28 protein-coding genes are annotated in these 21809 nt (G+C 64.8%); 6 read left to right on the top strand and 22 right to left on the bottom strand.

From position 1 onward, the window contains the following. Positions 1 to 74: 74 nt before the first annotated feature. The 12 genes from AC5Y30_RS21535 to AC5Y30_RS21480 form a co-directional block, all read right to left on the bottom strand. Positions 75 to 1538 carry an FAD-dependent monooxygenase gene (locus tag AC5Y30_RS21535; protein ID WP_036473399.1) on the bottom strand — a complete coding sequence of 488 codons (1464 nt, stop codon included), beginning with the start codon at positions 1536 to 1538 and terminating at the stop codon, positions 75 to 77. Positions 1539 to 1577: 39 nt separating this feature from the next. Further along, entirely contained in the window at positions 1578 to 3239 is a 1662-nt protein-coding gene (locus AC5Y30_RS21530; protein WP_158085874.1) for an FAD-dependent monooxygenase, read from the bottom strand. 37 nt (positions 3240 to 3276) lie between these two features. Further along, positions 3277 to 4371: a biotin synthase BioB gene (gene bioB / locus AC5Y30_RS21525; RefSeq protein ID WP_244904178.1), complete on the bottom strand. Its 1095-nt coding sequence runs from the start codon at positions 4369 to 4371 to the stop codon at positions 3277 to 3279. A 197-nt stretch (positions 4372 to 4568) separates the two neighbouring features. Then, a complete protein-coding gene (locus tag AC5Y30_RS21520) occupies positions 4569 to 5003 on the bottom strand; it encodes a type II toxin-antitoxin system VapC family toxin (RefSeq protein ID WP_225337328.1) in 435 nt (144 codons plus the stop codon). Further along, entirely contained in the window at positions 4994 to 6241 is a 1248-nt protein-coding gene (locus AC5Y30_RS21515; protein ID WP_139813873.1) for a hypothetical protein, read from the bottom strand. Before AC5Y30_RS21515 ends, AC5Y30_RS21520 begins: the two co-directional genes overlap by 10 nt. A gap of 326 nt (positions 6242 to 6567) precedes the next feature. After that, positions 6568 to 7002 carry a hypothetical protein gene (locus tag AC5Y30_RS21510; RefSeq protein WP_142279400.1) on the bottom strand — a complete coding sequence of 145 codons (435 nt, stop codon included), beginning with the start codon at positions 7000 to 7002 and terminating at the stop codon, positions 6568 to 6570. Between the two features lie 188 nt (positions 7003 to 7190). Continuing rightward, the gene (locus tag AC5Y30_RS21505; RefSeq protein ID WP_036473408.1) at positions 7191 to 9611 is read right to left on the bottom strand and encodes a hypothetical protein; all 2421 of its coding nucleotides are present in this window, start codon (positions 9609 to 9611) and stop codon (positions 7191 to 7193) included. Positions 9612 to 9626: 15 nt separating this feature from the next. Next, positions 9627 to 10133 (bottom strand): hypothetical protein, encoded by a 507-nt coding sequence (locus AC5Y30_RS21500; RefSeq protein ID WP_081284880.1) that lies wholly within the window; start codon positions 10131 to 10133, stop codon positions 9627 to 9629. A gap of 161 nt (positions 10134 to 10294) precedes the next feature. Further along, on the bottom strand, positions 10295 to 10894 hold the full coding sequence (locus AC5Y30_RS21495; RefSeq protein ID WP_036473410.1) for a hypothetical protein: 600 nt from the start codon (positions 10892 to 10894) through the stop codon (positions 10295 to 10297). A gap of 15 nt (positions 10895 to 10909) precedes the next feature. Further along, positions 10910 to 11263, bottom strand: a complete 354-nt coding sequence (locus AC5Y30_RS21490) for a hypothetical protein (protein ID WP_051641671.1) — start codon at positions 11261 to 11263, stop codon at positions 10910 to 10912. A 68-nt stretch (positions 11264 to 11331) separates the two neighbouring features. After that, positions 11332 to 11793: a hypothetical protein gene (locus AC5Y30_RS21485; protein WP_036473412.1), complete on the bottom strand. Its 462-nt coding sequence runs from the start codon at positions 11791 to 11793 to the stop codon at positions 11332 to 11334. Then, on the bottom strand, positions 11790 to 12383 hold the full coding sequence (locus tag AC5Y30_RS21480) for a MarR family transcriptional regulator (protein WP_036473413.1): 594 nt from the start codon (positions 12381 to 12383) through the stop codon (positions 11790 to 11792). The genes AC5Y30_RS21485 and AC5Y30_RS21480 overlap by 4 nt, the downstream gene beginning before the upstream one ends. Before the next feature lie 169 nt (positions 12384 to 12552). On the opposite strand from AC5Y30_RS21480, the gene AC5Y30_RS21475 reads away from it, so the two are divergent. Both AC5Y30_RS21475 and AC5Y30_RS21470 read left to right on the top strand, forming a co-directional pair. Further along, positions 12553 to 13323, top strand: coding sequence for a hypothetical protein (locus AC5Y30_RS21475; protein WP_225337327.1), 771 nt, complete (start codon positions 12553 to 12555; stop codon positions 13321 to 13323). Next, positions 13320 to 13709, top strand: a complete 390-nt coding sequence (locus AC5Y30_RS21470) for a nuclear transport factor 2 family protein (RefSeq protein WP_225337326.1) — start codon at positions 13320 to 13322, stop codon at positions 13707 to 13709. Before AC5Y30_RS21475 ends, AC5Y30_RS21470 begins: the two co-directional genes overlap by 4 nt. Here AC5Y30_RS21470 and AC5Y30_RS21465 read toward each other — a convergent pair. The 3 genes from AC5Y30_RS21465 to AC5Y30_RS21455 are packed head-to-tail and all read right to left on the bottom strand — an operon-like array spanning position 13706 to position 14661. Then, the gene (locus tag AC5Y30_RS21465; RefSeq protein WP_036473418.1) at positions 13706 to 14119 is read right to left on the bottom strand and encodes a hypothetical protein; all 414 of its coding nucleotides are present in this window, start codon (positions 14117 to 14119) and stop codon (positions 13706 to 13708) included. The two genes, AC5Y30_RS21470 and AC5Y30_RS21465, sit on opposite strands and share 4 nt — an antisense overlap. Positions 14120 to 14143: 24 nt before the next feature. Continuing rightward, a complete protein-coding gene (locus AC5Y30_RS21460; protein WP_225337325.1) occupies positions 14144 to 14446 on the bottom strand; it encodes a type II toxin-antitoxin system PemK/MazF family toxin in 303 nt (100 codons plus the stop codon). Positions 14447 to 14454: 8 nt separating this feature from the next. Continuing rightward, positions 14455 to 14661: a hypothetical protein gene (locus AC5Y30_RS21455; RefSeq protein WP_139813875.1), complete on the bottom strand. Its 207-nt coding sequence runs from the start codon at positions 14659 to 14661 to the stop codon at positions 14455 to 14457. A gap of 256 nt (positions 14662 to 14917) precedes the next feature. Here AC5Y30_RS21455 and AC5Y30_RS21450 point away from each other — a divergent pair, with 256 nt between their 5' ends. The 3 genes from AC5Y30_RS21450 to AC5Y30_RS21440 all read left to right on the top strand — a co-directional run bounded on the left by AC5Y30_RS21450 (position 14918) and on the right by AC5Y30_RS21440 (position 16856). Beyond that, positions 14918 to 15163 (top strand): hypothetical protein, encoded by a 246-nt coding sequence (locus AC5Y30_RS21450; RefSeq protein ID WP_036474016.1) that lies wholly within the window; start codon positions 14918 to 14920, stop codon positions 15161 to 15163. A gap of 467 nt (positions 15164 to 15630) precedes the next feature. Further along, the gene (locus AC5Y30_RS21445; protein WP_036473420.1) at positions 15631 to 15990 is read left to right on the top strand and encodes a hypothetical protein; all 360 of its coding nucleotides are present in this window, start codon (positions 15631 to 15633) and stop codon (positions 15988 to 15990) included. A 38-nt stretch (positions 15991 to 16028) separates the two neighbouring features. Continuing rightward, positions 16029 to 16856 (top strand): hypothetical protein, encoded by an 828-nt coding sequence (locus AC5Y30_RS21440; protein ID WP_225337324.1) that lies wholly within the window; start codon positions 16029 to 16031, stop codon positions 16854 to 16856. A gap of 394 nt (positions 16857 to 17250) precedes the next feature. On the opposite strand, the gene AC5Y30_RS21435 is transcribed toward AC5Y30_RS21440, so the two are convergent. The 7 genes from AC5Y30_RS21435 to AC5Y30_RS21405 form a co-directional block, all read right to left on the bottom strand. Beyond that, entirely contained in the window at positions 17251 to 17664 is a 414-nt protein-coding gene (locus AC5Y30_RS21435) for a PIN domain nuclease (protein ID WP_036473422.1), read from the bottom strand. Further along, positions 17655 to 17849 (bottom strand): hypothetical protein, encoded by a 195-nt coding sequence (locus AC5Y30_RS21430; RefSeq protein ID WP_036473423.1) that lies wholly within the window; start codon positions 17847 to 17849, stop codon positions 17655 to 17657. Before AC5Y30_RS21430 ends, AC5Y30_RS21435 begins: the two co-directional genes overlap by 10 nt. A 159-nt stretch (positions 17850 to 18008) precedes the next feature. After that, positions 18009 to 18992, bottom strand: coding sequence for a non-homologous end-joining DNA ligase (gene ligD, locus AC5Y30_RS21425; RefSeq protein ID WP_306460743.1), 984 nt, complete (start codon positions 18990 to 18992; stop codon positions 18009 to 18011). A 141-nt stretch (positions 18993 to 19133) separates the two neighbouring features. Next, the gene (locus AC5Y30_RS21420; protein ID WP_036473425.1) at positions 19134 to 20057 is read right to left on the bottom strand and encodes a discoidin domain-containing protein; all 924 of its coding nucleotides are present in this window, start codon (positions 20055 to 20057) and stop codon (positions 19134 to 19136) included. A gap of 3 nt (positions 20058 to 20060) precedes the next feature. Continuing rightward, a complete protein-coding gene (locus AC5Y30_RS21415; protein ID WP_036473426.1) occupies positions 20061 to 20444 on the bottom strand; it encodes a hypothetical protein in 384 nt (127 codons plus the stop codon). Then, entirely contained in the window at positions 20441 to 20842 is a 402-nt protein-coding gene (locus AC5Y30_RS21410; protein WP_051641673.1) for a PIN domain-containing protein, read from the bottom strand. Before AC5Y30_RS21410 ends, AC5Y30_RS21415 begins: the two co-directional genes overlap by 4 nt. Beyond that, positions 20839 to 21081, bottom strand: a complete 243-nt coding sequence (locus AC5Y30_RS21405; RefSeq protein ID WP_196771116.1) for a type II toxin-antitoxin system Phd/YefM family antitoxin — start codon at positions 21079 to 21081, stop codon at positions 20839 to 20841. The genes AC5Y30_RS21410 and AC5Y30_RS21405 overlap by 4 nt, the downstream gene beginning before the upstream one ends. Positions 21082 to 21287: 206 nt before the next feature. On the opposite strand from AC5Y30_RS21405, the gene AC5Y30_RS21400 reads away from it, so the two are divergent. Then, positions 21288 to 21779 (top strand): hypothetical protein, encoded by a 492-nt coding sequence (locus AC5Y30_RS21400; RefSeq protein ID WP_036473429.1) that lies wholly within the window; start codon positions 21288 to 21290, stop codon positions 21777 to 21779. The last annotated feature ends 30 nt before the right edge of the window (positions 21780 to 21809 follow it).

Here is a 21809-nt window from a genome sequence, read left to right as displayed (position 1 = left end):
GCAGAAATGAAGTCTTCCCCGGTTATGACCCGGGGGCCGGCGAAGCAGTTATGCCGCCCACCATCGATTGACTCTCAATTTTCCTTGAGCCCGAGCCGCGTAGTCAGGGCCGCGTGCAGGCCCGTATCGGTGCCATCTCCCACCCAGGCGATGTATCCATCGGGTCGAACCAATACGGCTTCGGGGGCTGTTACTTCGCCCAGAACGGGAATTTCCCACGGCCCGGCGTACTCGGCGTCGATGGCTTTCACCCGATGTGCCCACGAAGAGATGTCGAAATCCCAAGGCGTGCCGAGGTTGAGCAGCACCGCACGGGCGTCGTGGAGAAGTGTGAATAGTCGCAGTGGACCAGTGGGGGTGAGGAGGTCGAGATCAGGCATCCGGTGCCCGAGTAGTGGGTGTCCGTTGCCGAGGTCGTACTGAATGTCGAGACCAGTCATCATCGCGGCGATTCGCTTGCGCGGCTCGTCCATGTTCAGCAGCTCAGATACGGTGTCGCGCAACGCGTCGAGACGTTCGCCGGGGGCGATGAGCGCGGTTTGGGCCATGGTGTTGCGTAGCACACCAGCGGCGACCGGGTGCCGCTCGTCTTGGTAGGTGTCCAGCAGGCGTTCCGGCGAGGTCGTGTTGATGACCTGGGCCAGCTTCCAGCCCAGGTTCGCCGCGTCCTGGATACCGGTGTTGAGGCCTTGCCCGCCGACCGGGAAGTGCACGTGCGCGGCGTCGCCGGCTAAAAGCACGCGCCTGTCCCGGTAGTACGCCGCTTGTCGCGTCACATCGGTGAACCGGGAAACCCAGATGGCACTGCGTATTCCGTAATCGGTTCCGCGAACGGCGATAAGCGCATCCCTGAGTTCACGCAAGGTAGGCTCACCGGTTTGCTCGAGATGCGGTTCGGCGACCATGACCCGAACCGGCCCGCCATCCTCGAGTTTGAAGAATGAATGAAATCCGCCGTGTCGGTGCATGCCCCACGGCGGGTGATCGTCCATCTCGACATCAGCGAGCAGGCAACTCATCGATGGATCCCACCCCGGGAATTCGATGCCGGCGACTTTGCGGATGACGCTGCGTCCTCCGTCGCACCCGACAAGATATGCGGCCCGTAGCGGCGGGCCGTCGCAGATCTCGACGTCGACACGAGCGTCGTCTTGGGTGAAACTTTTCACCTCGCGGCCGCGATAGATCGGCACCCCCAACTCGCTCACCCAGTCGGCCAGGATGCCCTCGATGCGGTACTGCGGCAGCCCCAACCCATAGTTATGCCGGGTGGGCAAGTCGCTGATGTCGATCGAAATCCCTGAGTAGTGCCCGATCTGGCCCGTCCATCCTTGCGACAGGAATCGATCAGCAATCCCGCGCTGATCGAGAACCTCAATCGTGCGCGACGTCATCCCGCCCGCGCGCGAGCCGATCAACTCATCGCTGTTGCCGCGGCGCTCGACGATCGCAACGTCGATTCCTGCCAGCGCCAACTCACCGGCCAGCATCAGCCCGGTCGGGCCCGCGCCGGCAACAACTACCGCATGGTCTGCCACATGCAACCTTTCGTGTTCGCTGGTCCCCGGAAAGTCCAGTTACGTGCGGCGATCCAGGATCTGTTCGACGGCTTGAATGAGCGGCGCGCCGTCGCAGCAGCCGGCCGAGCTGCGCCAGGCGACATACCCGTCGGGACGCACGAGGACCGCCCCGTCGCAGCCGATTCCATAAAGGTCGAAGAACGTGTTGGTGTGGTCGGCCAATCCCGGATCGCCGATCGCGTAGCTGGCGATAGGCACGCCGAGCTCTCGAGCTGCAACCGCGGCTGCTTTTCGCCAGATCGTCCCGCCTGGACCGGTAAGCACCGTGAACCCGGCGCCAAAGAGATCGAGTGTGGAGACCGGTTCAGACTCGGCGCCGAGCCAGACATGTGGGGCCCGGCAGCCCGGTGTCGCGCAGGGCGCGTAGTCGCTGTAGTCGTCGTCGACGTCGGGAGCCGGTGTGCCATCGGAGATGACGGCGGTCGAGCGATACGCGGTGCCGAACTCGACGCCGAAATGATTACCGAAGCGTCGACTGGCCCGCTCGGCCTCCTGGGCACTTAGGTCACTGCTGGCCGGATAGTAGTAAGCCGCGGCAAGCCGCGCGAGATTGCCGTGATTCTGCAAACACTGTTCGATGGTGGTGATCGCGGGTTCTCGCCGCTCGTGCTCATAGGTCTCGAGCAACGACCACCCAGCCAGCCCACGCACGCACAGGGCCAACTTCCACATGGCGTTGTGCATGCCCTGCAGGCCGGTATTGACGCCCAGTCCCCCGGTGGGCGGAAACTGGTGAGCGGCATCGCCACACAACACCACGCGCCCTTGGACCCAACGATCGGCGACCGCGGCGTTCATCTGCCACAGCCCAACGCCTTTCACCTCAACCTCGAGATCTGGAACCCCGACCGCGCCGCGGACCCAGCTCCTCACCCGCTCGGCGTCCCAGAGCTCGAGCACCCACTGGTCAGGCGACACACCGATCTGACACAGCCAGCGCCCGCGCGCGTCCAGTGGTTGCAGCAGACCGGCGGCGTCGGGGTTGGCGACGAAAAACACGACTCCCCGGCGGTCTCCGACGTGGTGTTCGATATCGGCGCGGAAGTAGCAGTTGACGAAATGATGGATGCCCTGCTCGCCGTTCAAGGCGATGCCCAGCTGGCGACGTACCGTGCTGTCGGCACCGTCGGCGGCCACCAGCGCATCCCCGGCCAGGGTGTAGGTGTCTCCCGTGGCGGTGACGCGCACCGCCACGGCCGCCTCGACGTCGTGCTCGCGTGACCCGGACAGAATGTCGGTGACCTGGTGACCGAACCGAAGGTCGACGATGCCCGTGGCCCGTGCCGCGTCGCGCAGGATGGCTTCGGTCAGATCCTGCGACGACATGATCGGCAGCACCGGGCTGATCGCCGGCCCGGGCCCTTCGAAACCTCCCGTCTCGATCTGACCCACCTGCTGGCCGACAATCGTGTCCATATACCTCATCGGGCTCTTCCAGCCCGGCGGGGTATCGATGCCGCGCAGCCGTTGATACACCACACTTCCCCACCCTCGGGCGATCTCCATCGTCCGCGCATTCAGATTGCGCGCCTTGGGATGCCACGACGTCGAATCATGGCGCTCGACAACAACGCTGGGAACCGAGAACCTGGCGAGTTCCAGGGCGGCGGCCAATCCGACGGGGCCGCCACCGACGATGATCACCGGTTTGTGCGACACGATTGAGTTCACCTCGTTGTGCGAAGTCATCAACGGCTTAGGTGTTGGCCGGAGTGGTGGTGCCGGCACCGCGCTGGCGGGTGATGACCAGGTCGTGGCGCTCGACTGGCAGCGCGGGTTCCTCGAGGCCTTCGATCACGAAACCGGCTTCGGCAATCATCGCCCGATCGTCCTGGCCTGGCTGTCCTTGGCTGGTGAGGTAATCGCCGAGGAACATCGAATTGGCCAGGTGCAAGGCCAGCGGTTGCAGTGTGCGCAAATGTATTTCGCGTCCACCGGCGATGCGCACTTCGACGTCAGGGAAGGCGAACCGGAACATCGCCAGGATGCGCAGACAGCGTTGCGGGGTCAATTCCCAATGCCCACCCAGCGGGGTGCCCTCAAACGGGATCAGAAAGTTCACCGGCACCGAATCCGGCTGGAGCTCGCGCAATGCCAGCGCGACGTCGACGATGTCGTCGTCGGATTCGCCCATTCCAACGATGGCCCCTGAGCATGGCGACAGACCAGCGGATTTGGCAGCGGCGACGGTGGCGGCCCGATCGTTGAAGGTGTGGGTTGAGCAGATCCGCGCGTAGTTCTCTGCGCTGGTGTTCAGGTTGTGGTTGTACGCGTCGGCGCCGGCCCCACGCAGCCGCTCGGCTTGCCCCTGTTTCAGTAATCCCAGGCAGGCGCACACCTCCACTTCTGGGGCGGAGCTTTTAATCGCGGCGATCGTGTCGGCGACGCGCTCGATATCGCGATCGGCGGGCCCGCGGCCGGCGGCGACCAGGCAGATGCGTTTGGCGCCGGCGTCGATCGCGCAGCGCGCGTGGCCGGCGGCCTCATCGGGGTTGATCCAGGAGTACTTGAGGATCTCAGCGCTTGAGCCGCGTCGTTGCGAGCAGTACCCGCAATCCTCCGGGCACATACCGGATTTCATGTTCACCAGGTAATTGAGCTTGACCCGCCGACCGAAAAACTTGCGCCGCACCCGTGCCGCCGCGGCGATCACATCGAGCAGGTCATCGTCACTGCTTGCCAGCACGGCGAGCAAGTCGTCACGAACCACGCATCGTCGCTGCAACGCTGCGGCGGTCATCACTGACAACCGCTGCTCAAAGTCCGTATTCGTCCCGGCTGAGTCGTGCATAGGCTTCTCCTTTTCTGGTTGCCGATCAACGCGGTGGGCCCTCGGGCGTGCGGGATGTCGACCCGAAACGGGTTGTTTGACCGGCCCCGAACGCAAAGGCGTGTTGCTGGCCTCTCAAGCCCATGACGAGCGACCGTACACCAAATTTAAGAAAAATAAGAGTATCTTAAGGTAACATTAAGGGGGTGTGGACACGGCTAGGTGTCGTCGTAAGGCAGAAGCGTGAACGCTGGGCAGTGGCGAGGTTCCACGTTCCGAAAGTGCCTTAGGTCGACGGTCGCGACCTGGGTGATTTCGAGGCGTTCAGCAGTCGCAACGACCGATGCGTCCACCGTGCCGAGCGGAAATCCTCGGTACTGGGCGACCAGTTCGCGGATCCGCGGCCAGTCCTCATCGACGACGGGCTCCACCTGGAAGTCGTCCTCATCGAGGTCGTTGAGGAACTTCTGCTCGGCCACTACACCTAGGTCGCGACACAGAACATGAGTGACTTCCGCGATGACGAGCATGGGCACAATGAAAGGGCCCGAATGGGTTTCGAGAAAATCGAGGAACGTCTCGTGATGTTTATCGCCGGCGTTGCCGTAGGCGATCAACGGCCCGGCGTCGACGATGACCGCGGTTATTTCCACACCTCATTGGCCAGGATTTCGTCGACACGCTCGGAGCTATCACTGCGCGCGCTGCGCCCGGCGGCCGCGGCATGCAAACGCCGCCGGCGCCTCGCCGAGGGCCGCTCAGGATGTGGCGCTAACTGCGAGGCCGCCTGTTGACCGTTGCCGGTCAAGGTGAGCCAGGGACCCTCGGTCCACGCTGGCCGCCCGCCCTGTTCAACCTCCGCGGTGACTGTGTCCAAAACGGCGTTGAGGTGTTCCTGTTCGTCGGCCAGCGGCGTCGCGTCGCCGGTGGTCTCGTCTGCGAGGGTGATCAGGCCGTCGGCGGCCAGCGACCGCACCGCCGCCGCGGCATCAGCCCACGCTTGCTGCCGTGTCGCGAAGGGGCTTTCGTCGACGGCATGCCACAACGCCTGCCGCAGTGACACCGGTTCGGCCAGCGCATCGACCAAGACGCGTGTACGCAGCGCCGCATGCACCGCGACGCTGTCGCGCTCAGGCAACGTTTCAGGCCTCTCAGCTTCTGCCGACGCCGCGCTCGCCTCGGGGTGGTCGATGAAGCCGACCGGTCTGCCTTTCACGGGGCGATGGGAACGCTTCGGTACCGGCTCCCCTGGCGCGAATGTCCGCCGCATCGTGTCGTTGAGGAAGGGCTGGGCCCGCAGGCGTTCGTCGTCGACGACGAACCGTACCGACGGCAAGTGTGTGTGCATGGCGCCCAGCGTGTAGGTGTGTGTGCCGACGGGCACGATTAGCGGCTCAACGATGATCAGTTCGTAGTGCGCCCTGGGGTCGATGGCTGTTCCCGGCGCCAGAGTGAAGGCTTCCCATTCGCCCTCGACTGTGTCGCCTCCGACTAGGCGGGCAGCGTCTTTGACAGCTCGCGCGTCCCGGCGGCTCACCCTGCTCAAGTCGGGAATCACCACCGGCGTACCCGCGTATGGCTGCAGGCTCGCCAACGCGCGCAAGTACTCCATCAGCGATTCCGGGAACATTTCGTCCGAAGGCGGGAGCTCCTGGAAGTCGACGAACTCCCCCGACGCCCAGGACACCTGTAACACGTTCGGCGCCCGAAAGTCCTGAAGTAGCTCGATGCTCGGTAGCGCGTCAACAACTTTGGCCCCTACGATGCCGGCCCGTGTGAAAGTGAATGTTCCCGTCATCATCGCGGTGTCGCTACGCAGCTCGAACGACAAGAAACCGGACTTATCAGATCCGCGCTGGGTGACAACGGTTTTCGTGCTTTCAACGGTCACTGAAAGCAGCACGCTCGGGCCTGCGGTGTTATCGGGCCGTCGGACACGGAATTGCGCCTGATGAGCGTTGCGATCATCAGGGTTGAGCCAGAACGCGTGGCGGGCGCCCGCCATCGTCGTTGTGGCCGCCGGCGTCGAGACGGTCTGCTGTCGACGCACGCTGCTAGCTGGTGGTGCAACCCAACGCTCATCGACCGCAGGGACTACCGGAGTCGCCGGCAGTGCCGCGTCAAGCAATGAAGTGGGCGGCACTCAACGACTCCTCGGCGAATTCAACACTGCCGCAGCAGGATCGGCGTGGCATGCAAGGCGAGCGCCGCCTGACGTCAAGGCTGAGTGCGGGTCCAACATTCGGGAAGAACCTCCATCCAGCTGTTCGCGTCGACGCCCGCTAAGCTGCGATCGCGGCCGCGGATCCGCAGCGGATCGGTCTCCTCACGCAATCTGATCCGCTGTTTGAACCAGCTCCTCCAGTCGCACGGCTCGCCGCCGGCGGCAAGTCCGGCGCGATACCACGCGCCAATGAAGTCTCGGCCGCGCTGCTGGTCGCGCCACCAGCTGCTCTCTCTTGCACGGGCAAGGTTGATCAGCCCGGTCCGCCCGGCCGCCTCGTAAGCTTCCTCGACGGCCAACCGATCCTCATACCACGTCTCGAGCGCGAGCCGCCAGTCGCCGTTGGCGGCATACGGCTCCCACGGCCGACAGGGCCAGCCGGCCACCTCCATCGCCACCATCACATCGATGTCGACGTAGGTTTGCATGATGGGAACCGCGGCGACGCGCAGCAAAGCCGCGTCGACGAGTTGGTCGCGCCAATCAACCTCCAACGCGCCCCGCCGCGACCGATCGAGAATCGATTCCGCGCAGCTGCGGCGCCGTTCGACGTAGGTGACGGTTGCCGCCTTCTGCCAACACTCACTGCCGTACTCCACCCGCCACACGCCCCTGCTCAGGCGACGGCGGCCGCGGGACTCAACGGGGCGCCGGCCAACCGCGTCGCATACAACAAGTCCGCACACCCCTCCGCGGTGTCGTAGTGACGCAACGACTCAATTACTTCAGCGGCCCGCACCGTCGCCAAGGACAACGCTGGCTCTGATCCGCCATGGCCCTGGCCGCCTATGGCCTGTTCGTATTCGATCAGCGCCATGAACCGCTCTTGGCGAACCTGCGCCCATAACTCGTCCCCGATCGGTTTGCGTTCCTCGAACAGCCGCATAACCTTCTCGCTCGCAGCCCCGTGCAGGTGACCAGAAAGGGCCGCCATGTGCATGTGCCGGGCCGCGATCTGCAACCGCTGTTGCTCATCAAAAGCGTTGGCCTGCCGCCACTCCCACGGCATCGCGACTTGGCAGCGATGCACAAAATGCCCGCCTGGGTTGGTGGTCGGCGAGACGTCGCGAGGGTTGACCTCGACAGCCCGCGCATTGACTTGATGGGTCCAGTCGGTCATCTGCTGCATAGGCAGTGATGAGGCGATCGCCAACACGCGTGCACCTGGAGCGGCCATCTCTCGGGCTTGGGCGTGACGCACCACCACATCAAGGGGATTGATCCCGCCGACGGCGGCGCTGGCCTCCCACAGCTCGCGACCCACGACCGGATCGGTGACCGCTAGCCGCACATCCTGCGGCACCCGTACCCCCAGCGGGATGCTCGAGGGGCCCTCGCTTGTCGCCAGCCACGCCGTAACTCCCCCGGTGCGTTCGTAAATCAGCGAGACCGCGTAGTGAGTCTGGATATAGCCCTGGGCCAGGGTCTGGGCCAGCATGGCCTCGATGACGTCATGGCCGGCGTCCATGGCCTGCTGGAACAACACCTCACCGCTGGCACCGTCGGCACCGATGGCCTGAATACGGGCATGCTGCTGGGGCATCGCCAACGGCGCCACCTGCGCCCCATTCGGCGCGCCGCCCGCCGCCGGGGGCGGCCCACTACCCCCTGGCGGACCGCCCGCGGGCGTTGACGGCGTCACAGGCCCGGCCGGCCCCGTGCTACTCACCGGAGTCACCGGTGTCGCACCCGCGGCGGCCGACGGCATCATCGCCATCGGGGCACCACCAACGCCGGGTGCGGCAGCCGCAGGAGTTGTTACCGCGGACGAACTGACAGTGGTAGCAGCCGGCACCGCCGCCGCGGCAACATTCTGCGCGACCTGGTGACCCACATTGGCTGCCGCGCCAAGACCATTCGCGACACCGCTGACCGCTCCAGTCGCCATCCGCGCCGATGTCTCAGCAATACCGGACCCCAAACCCGCCAACCCCGGCGCACGACCGGCCCCCGCGCCCGCGCCGGTGCCGGTCCCGACTCCAGTGCCCGCGCCGGTAGCGTTGGGGAACTGCCCGGCTTGTGTCCCAGCAGGATTCATCCCACCCGGGTTACCCATACCGTTGCCAGCACCTGCCGATCCGGGCGACATCATCGATCCCATCGACGCGGGCGATCCGCCTCCCCCGGCGCCCGACGAGATCGGTTTCATCATCTGTCCGATCACCGAACTCGGATTGCTACCGCCCGATCCCATCTGCGGAGCAGCCGGTGCCTGCTTCGGGTTAGTCCCGTTCTGATCAGTTCCATCCGGCTTGTGAAAGGCGGTCTGCTGCACCTGATTCTGCTGCTGGGACTGCGGAGTGTCACCCTTGTTGAACTGGGTTGTATCCGGGCTATCTTTTAGCCCGGTGCCGTTATGAACGGACTCGACCTTAGGGCCACCGCCTTGAGGCGCAGGTAGAGCTGGTGCGGCAGGCGCGGGAGCGCCGACGCCGGGGACGCCGCCGGATTCGGGCAGTGTTGGGTTGCCGTACGGCACCGCCCACTTGCCGACATCGGCCGCCAATGTCGCTATCTTCCCTGCACCCTCGGCATCGCGCGCCTGGGCCAGACCCGCGGCGCCGGCAACGATTGAAGCGATGTCCGCCTTGAGCTGAGCGTCGATCGCTGCAGCAGCACCCGGGACGGCCGCGGCCGCCTGCTTGGCCTTTTCGGCGGCCTCGCGTGCGGCTTTGATGTCCTCTTCGGCCTTATTGACGATTTCGACCAAATCGGCCTTCGTGGCATGGATCTCGCCCGAGGCCCACAACGCTCTCTTGGCGAGGTAACGGTAGCCCTCAATACGATTCTCCAGCGTCGTCTGACGACCGTCGACGAGTCTGCGGGCCGCATCGATAAAGGCGCCCTCCATCGGCGCGACGATGCTGCGGATGTCGTGCTGCGTATGGAGTTCAGGGAATAACTTGTTTGCCGCGCCCATGAAGCTCTCCGCATAAGCCGACCACGCGGAGGCCATCTGCAACGGCCAGGACGTCCCCAAGATCGCCTGCGAGTGCTCAGTAGTAGGTTTTGCGGGATCGCCAGCGCCAGAAGCCATTCCAGTCCTTTCGGCCTAAGGTGCCAAGCGATTGCACAGAGTGCCAACTTCCTTGGCGGCGGCGTCGGCGATGCCGAACGCGTTGCCATTGGCAGGCGAGCCGGTGGCGATAGCGGTTCCTAACGTCTGCAGTGCTTTGACTGCGGTGTTTGACGCTTCAAGCAGAACCGGCGTCGTGCCCGGCGCAATCTGTGAGCGCAAGGCATCGCTAGCCTGCTGGTAAAGGCTGCCAGACTTTTGCAAGGCGGCTGTCCAATCCGGATTGGACTGGATCGCGGGGTCGCCGATCTTGACGTCCTTCGGCAATACCGGCAGTGCATCGTGCGCCATGTTGGCGTAGTGGTCGGCGGAGTCCCAGCCTTGGTAGCAGGTCTGGTGGTCTGCTTGCGCGCTCGGCAGAGGCGCCGGGGACGCCGGCGCCGGCGGCTGAACGGTCTTCGTCACGGGCGCGTGCGTCGGCGCGGCGGCCGGCGTGGTGTCGCGGACCTGCATGGTGATCACCGCGGCGATGATCGCGGCCACAACCGCGCCCGCCGCTGCTGCGGCGGCGAGTGCGGGCCAGCTCCGCCGCGACCCGCCAGGAGGAGGAGGTGGCGGCGGCCCGGGCGGGGGCGGCCACTTCCCTGGATCCGGCGGCGGAGGCAGCGGCGGCGGGAAAGCGATGTCGACGGTGTGGTGCTGAGTCATCGTCCGCACACCCAATCGAGGGAGTCACGGCCGGCGGTGAACATGTCGACAACTTTTCCTGAGGTGGGGTCGAAGGTCTTGTAGGCCACCGCGAGGGTGCGTAGCGCGCTGACGGTGCTGTCAGCGAACCCAGCCAGCATTGGGCTGGTGCCGGGCGCGATCTGGCCTGCCAGGGTTTCGGCGGCCTGGCCGTAGAGCTGGCTGGCGCGGTCCACTGCTGCCTTCCAGGTGGGGTTGGCCTGTACGGCGGGGTCGGTGAACGGCATGTTCTGCGGGATGACGTTGAGGCCCGAGGCCGCGGTGGTGACCAGGTCGTCGGTGATCGCCCACGCTTGGCAGGTCTTCTTGTCGGCCTCAGCGGCCGGCAGTGGAGCGGTTGGTGCTGGGGGTGCGGCGGTCACGGTGACCGTCGGTGCCTGGGCTGGCGTGCTGTTATTGGCCACGCGGGGTGTGGCGGCGATGGTGACCAGTGTGGTGATGACTCCGGCGATGACTGCCCCGACGCCTGCGGCTGCCGCGATCGCCGGCCAGCGGCGCAGCCGCTGCAGCGGTGGGGGCGGCGGCCACGCGGGTTGGGCCGGTGGGGCGATCGACATGGTGAAAACTCCTGGTTAAGTAGCTTTTGGCAGGTTGGGTCCGCTGCCTGGTTTCATGACCGGCATCGGGAACTGGACCTGGTTGTAGTCCTGGGCGGCGTGCTGATCCTGTTGGGCCAGCACCGGTGGTGACTGGGTGAGTGCCGCTTGCTGCTTGGTGGCCCACAGCGAGTCTTGGGTGTCCACGTTCGTGCGTACAGCTTCGGTTTTCGCGATCACGCCAACCAATGCTGCGTCGAGTTTGGATGCGGCGGCAGGCGGTGGCGGGGCGAACGTCGGCGCGGCGCTACCGGTCAGCGTCTGCGTTGCTTTACCGCCCGCAGACGCCAACTCTTGGGTGTCGATCTGCAGCTTCGATTTGGTCCCCATGGGTGCATTGTCCCAGCATCTGCCGACAATGGAAACCGCTTTGAACGCTGACCTGCGCCTTGTCGAGGTCATGGCCACATCCCCAGTTCGGGGAGAAGTTTGTCGGCGGCGTCGATGATCTGTTCGGCGTCAGCGAGCGCATGGTCGGTGTCTGCGGCAGGAAGATCGAGATCGGTTGTGCTGCGTGGGTATTCGAGCTGGTTACGGATTCTGCGCATTCGGTTGAACGCCCGAAACGATGCGCCGAACTGTGCTTCGGCCGCATCGGCGACAGCGATGTGGCCCCCTGCAGTCGTCGGACGCAGGCCCTGCTGCACCAGGAGCGCGGTGAGCGCCTGGCGGGTAGCGTCGTAGGCCAGCTCAAAAGCCCCGATGTGATCTGCAGCGAGGGCGGCGCGTGCACCGGCCAACCGCTGTCGAGCCTGTTGAAGCAGGTAAGCGCCGTTGGCGGCGTCCCCGCTGACCCGCTCAAGGTGCCCGCGCTCAACCAGCGCAGAGATCTCCGCTCGGCCCGTCTTCCAACCGCTCATGCTGCGTCCTGTGTGGGAAAGACTTGGACATAGGGTCGCCGCTGAATCTCGGCAAGTAGAGCCCACTGGCTGGGGTCGGCCCATTGCGCCGGTGTGGCCTGCTCGGGATTGACCGGAATGCCGATGCGCTTCTGGGCGCGGTCGGCCCCATCAAACAGATCGGTACGCGTGGGTTGGCCGATGACGAGGACATCGATGTCATTGGCCGGCGGCCCGGGCTGCCCGGTGTAGCGCGCGGCCCAGGACCCGAAGATCAGGACTTGCTCCACAGCGGGGATGGCGCCGAATTCCTCGGCAATGACCGTGTGCGGACCGAAAGTCAGCAGCGCGAGCTGGGTCAGTGGCGTGTAGGCAGGATGACTGGTGTTGGCGCTGATCAGTCGGTTGCGGCCCTGGCGGCGATCGCGCAACACGTGGGCGGTGACGAGGCGTTCGACCTCTTGTTGGGCGGTTTGCTTCGAAACGCCAAGTGTGCGCGCGAGGTCGGTGACCGTGTACTCCCGGTCGGGATTGAGCAGCAGCTGCGCCAGGAGTTCGCCCTGGTGCTGGGACCGAAAGACCGGAAGCAACGCCGGCGCCGCAGTACGCATAAACCGATCATATGTCCGGATAAAACCGACAGTCAATATAATATGGACATATAGCCTAGGGAAAGACGACCTAAAGCCGTAGGCGTCTAGCCCTTCGAAGGGGCGCGTGGAGTGCGCGGTAAGTCTCTCTGCGTCTCGTTCAGTCTCGTTGATAGGTAGGCTGATCAACGTGCGTGTGATAGCTCTGAAATCCCTCCTCGAGGAACGCCACCTGCACGCCTATTCAGAGTTCGTCGCCGAATACAACCGGACCGCAAAGGAATTGGGCGTCTCACGCCAAGCAGCACCCCCCACGAAGGCGCAGTACTACCGCTGGCTCGGAGGCGAAATCCAGAATCTCCCACGCGGCTACCATTGCGCCGTGTTAGAGCGGATGTTCCCCGGCTGGTCCGCCAAAGAACTGTTTGGACACCCCGACACCCCGCACCGGGGCGATTTGCTGACCGGTGTCCGGCCCGGCATTGAACCGACCGACCTCGCCGGCCTATGGGTGACGAGCTACATGGTCGACGGGCTGCATCACGCCGATCTATCACAGGTCGACGTCACCAAAGGCGGCATAACAGCGACCAACTACCCACCGAGCCCACGACTCGAAGACCACGAACGCGGCTATGCCAACGACATCGAAGCCGAAGTCTTCGGCCGCCACATCATCGGAAAGTGGCGCAATGTCAACGACCGCTACTTCTATGGCTCCATCCATCTGGCCGTCTTGCCCGGCGAAACGTCAATGGACGGCTACTACACCGCAGTCCTAACCGACACCGAGGTCACTTCGGAGCGATGGCGATGGGCTCGAGTAGATCCTGGATCCCGCGCGGGCGTGGATCTAACGACCGTGAAGCTGGCAGAACCCAAAACGATCTTCCAAATCCTCAGCGACCGAACACGTTTCGACGGGCCAATCCCGCTCGCCCAGGTAACGGAGCACCCGTGAACGCACCCACACGCCACCAGCACGTGCGCCAACTCATCGACACCTATCTGCGCGCATGGACAACGCAAGACCCCGACCTGATCGTCACGATCTTCACGCCCGGGGCGACGTATCACGAACGCGTCCTCGACGAGCCGATGCGCACCACCGCCGAGATTCGACGGTACTGGGAAACCAAAGTTGCGCGCGAGCAGGCCAACATCGACGCGCGGCTCATCACCTTGTACGTCGACGGATCCACCGTCATCGCGGAATGGGAAGCCCGATTCGACGACCTCGTCAAAGGCCACCGCAAACTGATGCGAGAGGTGGCCATCCTCGAGCTCGACGGCGATCGGATCGCCAGCTTGCGCGAATACTGGGCGTCGAAACCGATAGACGCTTAGAGCGCCGCCTGCCCGTTCTCAGCCCGTTCCGCGGCAAGAAGGAGTTCGTTCCCGCGCTGCAGCAGGCCGTTCGCCGCCCGCATCAGCTCATCGAGCACCGCGCCGCGGTCGAGCTGGGCGAGCGCTTTGCGGATCAGGTTATCCCCAACCAGCACCAACTCGTCGGCGACAACTCGCGCCTCAGGCGGGGTGAGTTGCATGTCGAGCCCGATTCCGTTGTGCCGCACTGTATGTGCAGCGGGCTCCTCTGTCGAGCCGTCAGTGATCGCAAGCATGCGGCGGATATCGACACTTCGGAGTCGGTCCTGCAACTCGCGGTCGTCGAGGGCATCCAAGTCCGCGGCCGGGAGCTGGCGCGCTCGGACAATCAACGCGATCGCGGTATCCCGGTCCAGTGACATGGTGAGCATTCAGATCCCCTCCGATTCCATCCCCTAGGGCAGAGATATCCGCAGCCCTGCGCTGATCTCCCGCATTGTCGGTAGCGAAAGGCTGCCGAGCGATTCGATGAGTTCGTCGTGATAGAGCTGCACGATGTCGTCGACAAGCACAAAGCCGTCGAGCGGGTCAGCGTCGGTCAACGAGACAACGGTGGGTAGGCGGCGTTCACTCATGGTCGTCGTGGTGACCCGCGCCGCCAACACAGTGTCGAGGTTCCTGTTGCGAGAGTTGTTGCTCAGGACCACCCAGGATTCGGGTCCGTGTCCAAAATCGACGCGGTATACGTTGCTCCGCACCCCGCGATTCACCGCTCGGCCCTGCTCCTACGGACGTGCAGGTTGCGCGCAGTTCGCCGCTCAACGCTGGCGGGTTCACTGTTGAACTCGGCCGCCAGTTCGGCGTACCCGACGTCGAGCACGCGCTCCCCCACCGCTTCCGCGCCGGCGTGGAGCAACGCGCGAAGCGCGCCGGCTTCTGATTTGATGTCGCCTTCGCCATGAAGGCTGGCCAACTGGCGTAATGCTGGCGATGACCGCGACCTGGTGGCAGTTGATGGTGCCGTTTTGGAGGTTGATGAGTTCGACGACGGCGTTTCTGGCCACGATCTTTGCGACGTCGTCGAAGGCATCGAGCCGGCTGACGGCGTCCTGGCATGCTTCGCCGGCGCTGAGATAGTCGCCGGCCTTGAAAGGCACCGTGGGGGTGGGCATACCACGAACCTTACAGCGAACACGCTGTAAGGTCAATTGTGTTGTAAAGTCGTGCGTGTGATCGAGCTGCTGTCCCTGCGTGGCTTCGCCAACCGCCGCGGCCTCGCACACGGGACCGTGCGCCGCTACCACGTCGAAGGCCGACTCCCGCAGCCCGATGGAGAACTGACCGACGGCGCCGACATCCGCCACCCAGGCTGGCTCCCAGACACCGTCGACAACTGGCAGCGGCCAGGACAAGGCGCTCGCACCGACCTTCAGTCGGTCAAAGGTTGCGGCGACGCAGCCAACGCGCGCCGATGAAAATCACCACCGCGACCACCGTGAGGATGACGAGTCCTGGCGCTAGGCGGAAGAGAGCGCCGGCCGCGTCACTGCCAGTGCGCCAAGCGAATCCGTGTACCAGCGTGTTGAAAAATCCGTGACCGGTGTGGTGTGCGCTCGCGAGGTGAGTCATGTGTCTTCCGCCTTTCGTTGGTGGGACTGTAAGTCCGCGAAGCGACAGCAGCGGATATACCGGTGGCCCGGTCGGCTGGCGATCCCCGTGAGGCGGCAGATCAACGAGCAGCCCTCCCCCACCATTGAAGGGATCAGCACCTGCGCCGGCGACCTGCCCGAGAAGAAAGAGACGCATATCCTCGCCCCGGCCCAGCGGAAGCTATCGCAAGAGGCCCGCTGAAGGTACGAGCCAGATAGGTGGATTTGTTCCCTCAATCGTCACGTGATGCAGGCTGCATCACCTTGTCAGCGGTGGACCGCATAATCCAGGGATGCGGCAGGATGGGAACGCTGGGCGGCCGCGCAACGCGGTTGAGGCATATCTCGAACAGCTTCGGCAGGCTGAGCTGGTCGCCGAAGCAGAGGATGCGGCGCACGGGAAGCACTATTTGTCTGTTGCCACAGGAGATTTGGAGACCAGTGATGACGTGGCGCGGGTCGAGCAGCTCACCGCTACGGCCTGGGCCGGGCGTGAAGGCGCACACATGACCTCCTCTCGAGGAGGCAGTGACTACGTGACGCTGGTGATCGAGGGTCCGTCTGCCGCGCAGTTCGTCGACGAGCTGGCAGACCTGGCCGAAGAACTCGATCCGGGATTCTGGCGCATCTCCCGCTCGTCGAGCCAATTTTGATGTACGGCTCGGTTGCGCGGGCCAGACAAGGACCAAGGATGACCGCCACCCATCGCGCGTTGCCCAGGTTCGCCGCGGTCTCGACCATCATCGCGACCCTTTGTGCCACCGCGAGCTGCGATTCAACGCGTCACGCTCAGGGAAGTCCAACGCCGACGGCCCGCGCCTCCGGCTGGCCGACAACCCTGAACGACTTCACGGTGGTCTGGACCGCTGAACCCGGCATCGACGTCACGACCGGGCCCGTGGTAGCGGTACGCGCCTACGCCGAGTCCTACCTACTCGCCTCCATCACAGGAGACAATCGCTACCTGTATCCCGGCTTCCAGCAGTCCGTCGATCCCAACCAATCCATCGACCATCCCACCGGCACGCAATACCTCTGGCCGAAGCACTACGAACGCGAACACCCGTGGGTGGGCACTGACCAGGTGCACATCTCCTCTGTAACGACGTCCGGCCGCGACGTGACGGTGCTGGCTTGCGAATACACGTTTGGCACAGCTCAACTAGCCCGAGACGGGTACGAACCCAACATCGCTCTGCCGCCACCGCATTCAGGCATTACATCCATGCGGATCACCATGACGGCTCCCGCAAAGCCGGCACCCCAATTCCCCCAGCAGGGACCGGCTCGCGCACCGTCGGCCGACGTCTTCAACGGCTGGCGGATCACCAGCCATCAAGGCGGCTACTTCGCGCAGACCGGGATCGGCGACGAATGGCCAAATGTCATCGAAGACGAAAACACCTGTATCGCCAAGGCGCCTCAACACCCCGATCTCAAACGCGGCGGCCGATATCCTCGCGGCGACTTTCCTACCCAACCGGCATCTCCCGGATGGCCGGCCCCCAGCGCGGTATAGCCGATTGCTATACGCGCCTATACGTGGCTATAAATCGTGGGCCTCGCGAGCGTAAGGGTCGCTGACCAACCACCGCGTGATGGTGGGGTCACCACCATCCCAACGTCCGGCTTGTAGCAGCTTCGTTGCGCTTCAACGTGATTGAGGGCAGTTCGGTTTAGCGGGCGGGGAAAAGAGCCTCGGTCGTAGCCGGCGCTGGATCCGCTGTCAGCTAATCGCGGACATGGCCAGATTCCCCAGTTTCGATGAGAATGCTGCCCAAGGTTCACTGAGATCGGACAAGTATCGCACCGGCGTCTGAAGGTTATGGCGTCGATTTCACGCGTCCTCTGACCCTCTCCGCGTTTCGTCACGTGACGGGCTGTCGTTGTGCCCGTAACTGGTCAAGGGCGCTCTAGTCGACGGTCCCAGCAGGCACCACCCACTGGCAAGGTTGGCCAGTCACTGCCGAAATCAGGTCGAAGTCTGCGTCGTAGTGAAGAACAGTGAGTCCGTGTTCTTCTCCGGCGGCGGCGATGAGTAGGTCAGGAATCTTGCGGCCGCGCTGGCTTCGCTGAGCCAGGAGTCGCTGGACCTGAAGCGCGCGACGATGATGCGATTCGGTCGATTCCACAAGCTCGAATGCATCCAACGCCGCTATTAAGTCGTCCCACTCGGCTTCATTCCTCGCCGAATAGCCGACCTCGAGATCGGTGATACGGGCCCGCGCGAGTTCGCCCGAAGCCGCGAGCGGTTCCACCACCTCCCGGACGCTGGGCTGGCTGAGTCGCTTTATCACACTGGTGTCGATAAGAAACGTCAGCGCCATGCCTCGGCGCGATCTTCGGACGGCGCGGCGGCCAGTGCATCCAGAGCGGAGGCCACGTGTTCTGCGCGGTGCGACGTCGCGCGGCGCAGAGCCGCGTTCACCGTCTCTTTGATCGTGGTTGTTCCCAGTTCTGCGCGAGCCATCTCCAATGCCTGTTCGTCAATGTCGATCAGATGCTTGCCCACGTGCCTAGTATATACAGGGAGGCGCGCGATATATACCCGCGGTACGGCCCGGTCGCGAGTCACCAGAAGGCGGTTCGCCCCGGGTTCGATGAGAAAGCGTGAGGTCCCCCAACAGGGTCCGGGTTTGTCCCCGCCTGAGGCAACCGCGTCGTAGCTGCTTCAGCGGTCGCTCGGGATACGGATGTGGGCGGGGTCGGTGTTCCGTAATCCTTTGAAGCTGGCGTGGCGAAGCCAGCGGTGGGCCACATATTCGCGGTAAGCGACTTCGCAGACCAGTTCGGGTTCGACCCACGACACCCCGTGTGCCTCAACGGGATTGGCGGCGGGTGTGGCGGTGCGCGTGATGGGGTGGAGCATGGCATAGAGGTACCGGCGGGTGGTGTCGCTGAATCCGGTTCCGACTTGTCCGACGACGATCAGGTCGCCGTCGTCGTTGTGGCCGGCTAGCAGCAGTGAGCCGATACTGGTGCGTCCCCCGGGACCGGCGGCGTGGCAGTAGCCCACGATGATCAGTTCGCAAGTTGGGCGGACGAGGGACTTGATCCACTGGGTGGTGCGGCCGGGCCGGTAGGGCGCGTCAAGGCGCTTGGCGACGATTCCCTCCATCTGGTGGCGGGCCGCGACGTCGAGCATGTCTGCCGGGACCACCGCGGTCAGGGCACGCGGAATGGTCAGGGTGGGCGACTTGTCGACGACCATGAGTGCGTCGAGCAGTTCGCGGCGTTGGATATACGCCTGAGTGGTGAGGCTGCGGTTGTCGAGCGCTAGGAGGTCGAAAGCCAGCAGGCGGACGGGCACTTCGCGCAGCAGCTCGGGGTGTGGTCGACGTTGCTGTGGCCAGCGGCGCTGCAGGCGGGTGAACGATGGCCGGCCGGTGTGATCGACGGCGACGATCTCGCCGTCGAGAACCGCTTGGCGATCGCCGATGGCGGCGGCCACGCCGGCGAGTTCGGGGAAGGTCCGCGACACGTCTGCACCATGGCGGGTGAAGACCGTGACCGCGCCGTGCTGGACGTGGACGGTTGCTCTCTGGCCGTCAAACTTCCACTCGACGGCCCAGCCATCCGCGCGTCGTGGCGGGGTGCCGAGCGTCGCCAGCATCGGTGCCCATGCCGGATTTCGCACAGGCGTCTGGGTGGCCACCGGATCGACGGTACCCGCCCGCTCGGCGGTGGGATCTATCTGCGTGGTGATGGTCCGGTGATGCAGCCTGCATCACGGCTTAGTGGGCGTGGACGATATTCCGCGGCGCTTCGCCGGCGCGACGGATCTGCACGTCATACCTCACGTCGGGTGGGTGCCTTCGGTGCCGATGAATTGAATCTCGCTGATAGCTACGGTGGTCACCTCATCGGGAGTCCCCGACGCGGTTGGGCTTGGGGACGTTGCGGATTGAGGCGGATCAGAGGTTGCTTTGACGCGGATGAGTAGTTTGCTGACAGTGGCTGGTGGATTGAAGGTGATGAAGCGCCAATCCCTGGCCCCTGCGGTGTCGATGACGACGGGGTCGCGTTTGAGGTCCTTGGGGAACCACACCTCGAGTTGGGTGACAATGCGGTGCTTGGACCATTGGTCGGAGCCGTCGGGCGCGGTGGCGTCGAAGCCGCCGATGGCCCGGAGTTGGGTCAGGGTGACTTGGCGGCCGAAGTCGACTTGCAGGGTTTGTCCGTCCTGGTTCTTGACCCGGGTGCAGACCCATGCGGTGTTGAAGTCGCCGTCGAAGGCCCGGTTGGCGTCGGAGTAGTTGGCGTCGCGCGGGCACACGTCGCTGGCGGTGACCCCTTTGAGGATGGTGTCTTGCCGTAGCGGCGCCTGTGAGGGTGGTGGCGGTGCGGTCGCGGCCGGTGTGGTGATGTGGGGTTGCGGGTTGATGTCAGAGGTGAGGTAGTTGACGGCGGCCAGGGCCACCAGCAGGATCACCACGGCGGCCGCGGTGATGAATGCGGTGTGCATTCGGCGATCGGGCGGCACTCGCTTGTTGAACGCGCGGCCGCCGGCGCGGGCCGCGCGTCCGGACGCGCGTAGGGCGCGGGTGAGCAGGCCCGGCTTGTCCGGCGGTTGACTGTCGTTGGGGGTGTCGTCGTCGGGTGGTGGGGGTAGGCCGCGGCGGGCGGGCCGGGTGGTTGTGCGTGGGGCCAGCGAGGCCAAGATGAGGCGGCCGTTTTCCCAGCCGTGGTCGGTGTGGAGGACTTGGTCTGTGCTGCTCATGGGCTACAGGGTGTCGCTGTCGATGGTGTTGTAGATGGCGTCATGGGCGAGCTGCTGGCTGCTGCGCTCAGGTAGTGCCGGGCGGCTGTAGTCCGGGCGTAGCGTGACCGGCGGTGTCGCCATAGGCGGACCGCTGTAGTAGTGGTGATGGTGGTTGATCTGCGTCAGGTGGGGGCCGGGAGCGGCGGCCTTGGCGGGAGCGCGGCGGGGATGGCGCCGGCGGCGCACACGGCGGATCTGGCGGGCGGCCACGCGGGCGGCGGGCCAGGTGAACCAGAGCGCTCCGCACAGCAGAAGGCTGTAACCGAGCGCGGCGTCTTCGGGGGCGCCGAAGAAGTGGACGGCGGCGCCGGTGAGCAGCACCGCGGCGATCAGGGCGCGTATCACGGTGAACCTCCGGGCGAAGTTGTGGTGATGTGGTGGGCTGCGGCGTCGCGGGTCAGCTCGGGGTTGTAGGTGATCAAGGTGTGGAGTCGGGGGCCGGCGGACAGGGCGGCGGCGATGTGGAGCGCGTTGGTGGTGTGCCCCGGGGCGGGGGCGAGCTCGATCGCGACGTCGAGGAGCCGGTCGGTGACTGCGACGAGGTCCAGGCCGGCCAGGACGTGGTGGGCGTGCTCGGCGGCGTCGGGGTGAAGAGTGGCCACGGTGCGCATGACGTCGGCGCGGCTGAGGGCGCACGTGAACCAGGTGGTGTCGGTGCGCGAGCGCAGGTAGTCGGCGAGGGCCGGGGACTCAGGCGTCGTGGTGATGAGTTTCATGATGGCGGTGGGATCCAGGTAGATCACGGCGGCGGGGACTGGGGGCTGTAGCGGCGGTGCGGGTGGTCAAGGATCTGGGCCGGGGTGAGGCGGGCGGGCGTGACTTCCTTGCTGGCGATCAGGGCCGACCAGGCGTCGTTGGTAGCGGGAATCAATTGCGCGACCGGGTGCCCGTGGTGGGTGATCTCGATGGTGTGGCCGTCGGCCACCGCGCGCAGAAGCACACTCGCATTCTGGCGCAATTCACGGACACCAACCCGTTTCATGTAGCACATCGTAACTCAGCGTGCTACATGAGGTACACAATCTGGACCGTTGTTTCAAGTTGCCTCCCTTGGCTGCCCACACCTCGAACGATTCTCCGACGGCTAGGTGCCCAACTCGCCTCAAAGTGCCTGGTCTCCGACCAACGATTCGTACGCCTTGGGTGGCTGCTGAGTAGCCTTGACAAAGATCAGGCGCGGCCAGTCGCGTGCGGCCTGCGGCGGAGGAGACGACGACGAGGATCTCTCTCGACGACTTCGTCAACACCCTCGACCCGGCCCGCGCGACTGTTGAGATGTTCAGCCCGTCCCTGCACCTAGAAACCATCGACGCCGTCTACGACTCCGGAACGGTGCTGTGGCGCGCCGACATCACGATGACCCACGTCGACTCCCACGTGGGGGACCCGGACGTGGTCGTCGGCCAGAGCTACTTTGTCATGGCCCGCACCGGCGTCGAAGGTCTCGCCCAGGAGTTGCTCGGCCGCGAGGAGTTCCACCACCTACGCACCGACCGGTTCGCCCCACTGTTCGACGACCACTGCATCGGACCCGAGCTGGCACAACAGTTCTCCGACTGTGTCGAGGTCGTCATGATCGCGCTGTGGATCGTCGTGGACCCCGCGCTGCAGGGCCACCGCCTTGGCGCGTGGTCCCTATGCTGCCAATGCATCGAAACGTTGACGTCCTCCTCTGGCTGAAGCCAGGGGATTCCAACCTTCCCCTACAAC

The organism is Mycobacterium sp. NGS27 (genome assembly GCF_059813005.1).
The sequence above is the reverse complement of the archived record's forward strand: the minus strand, read 5'-3'. Positions and strand labels throughout refer to the sequence as shown.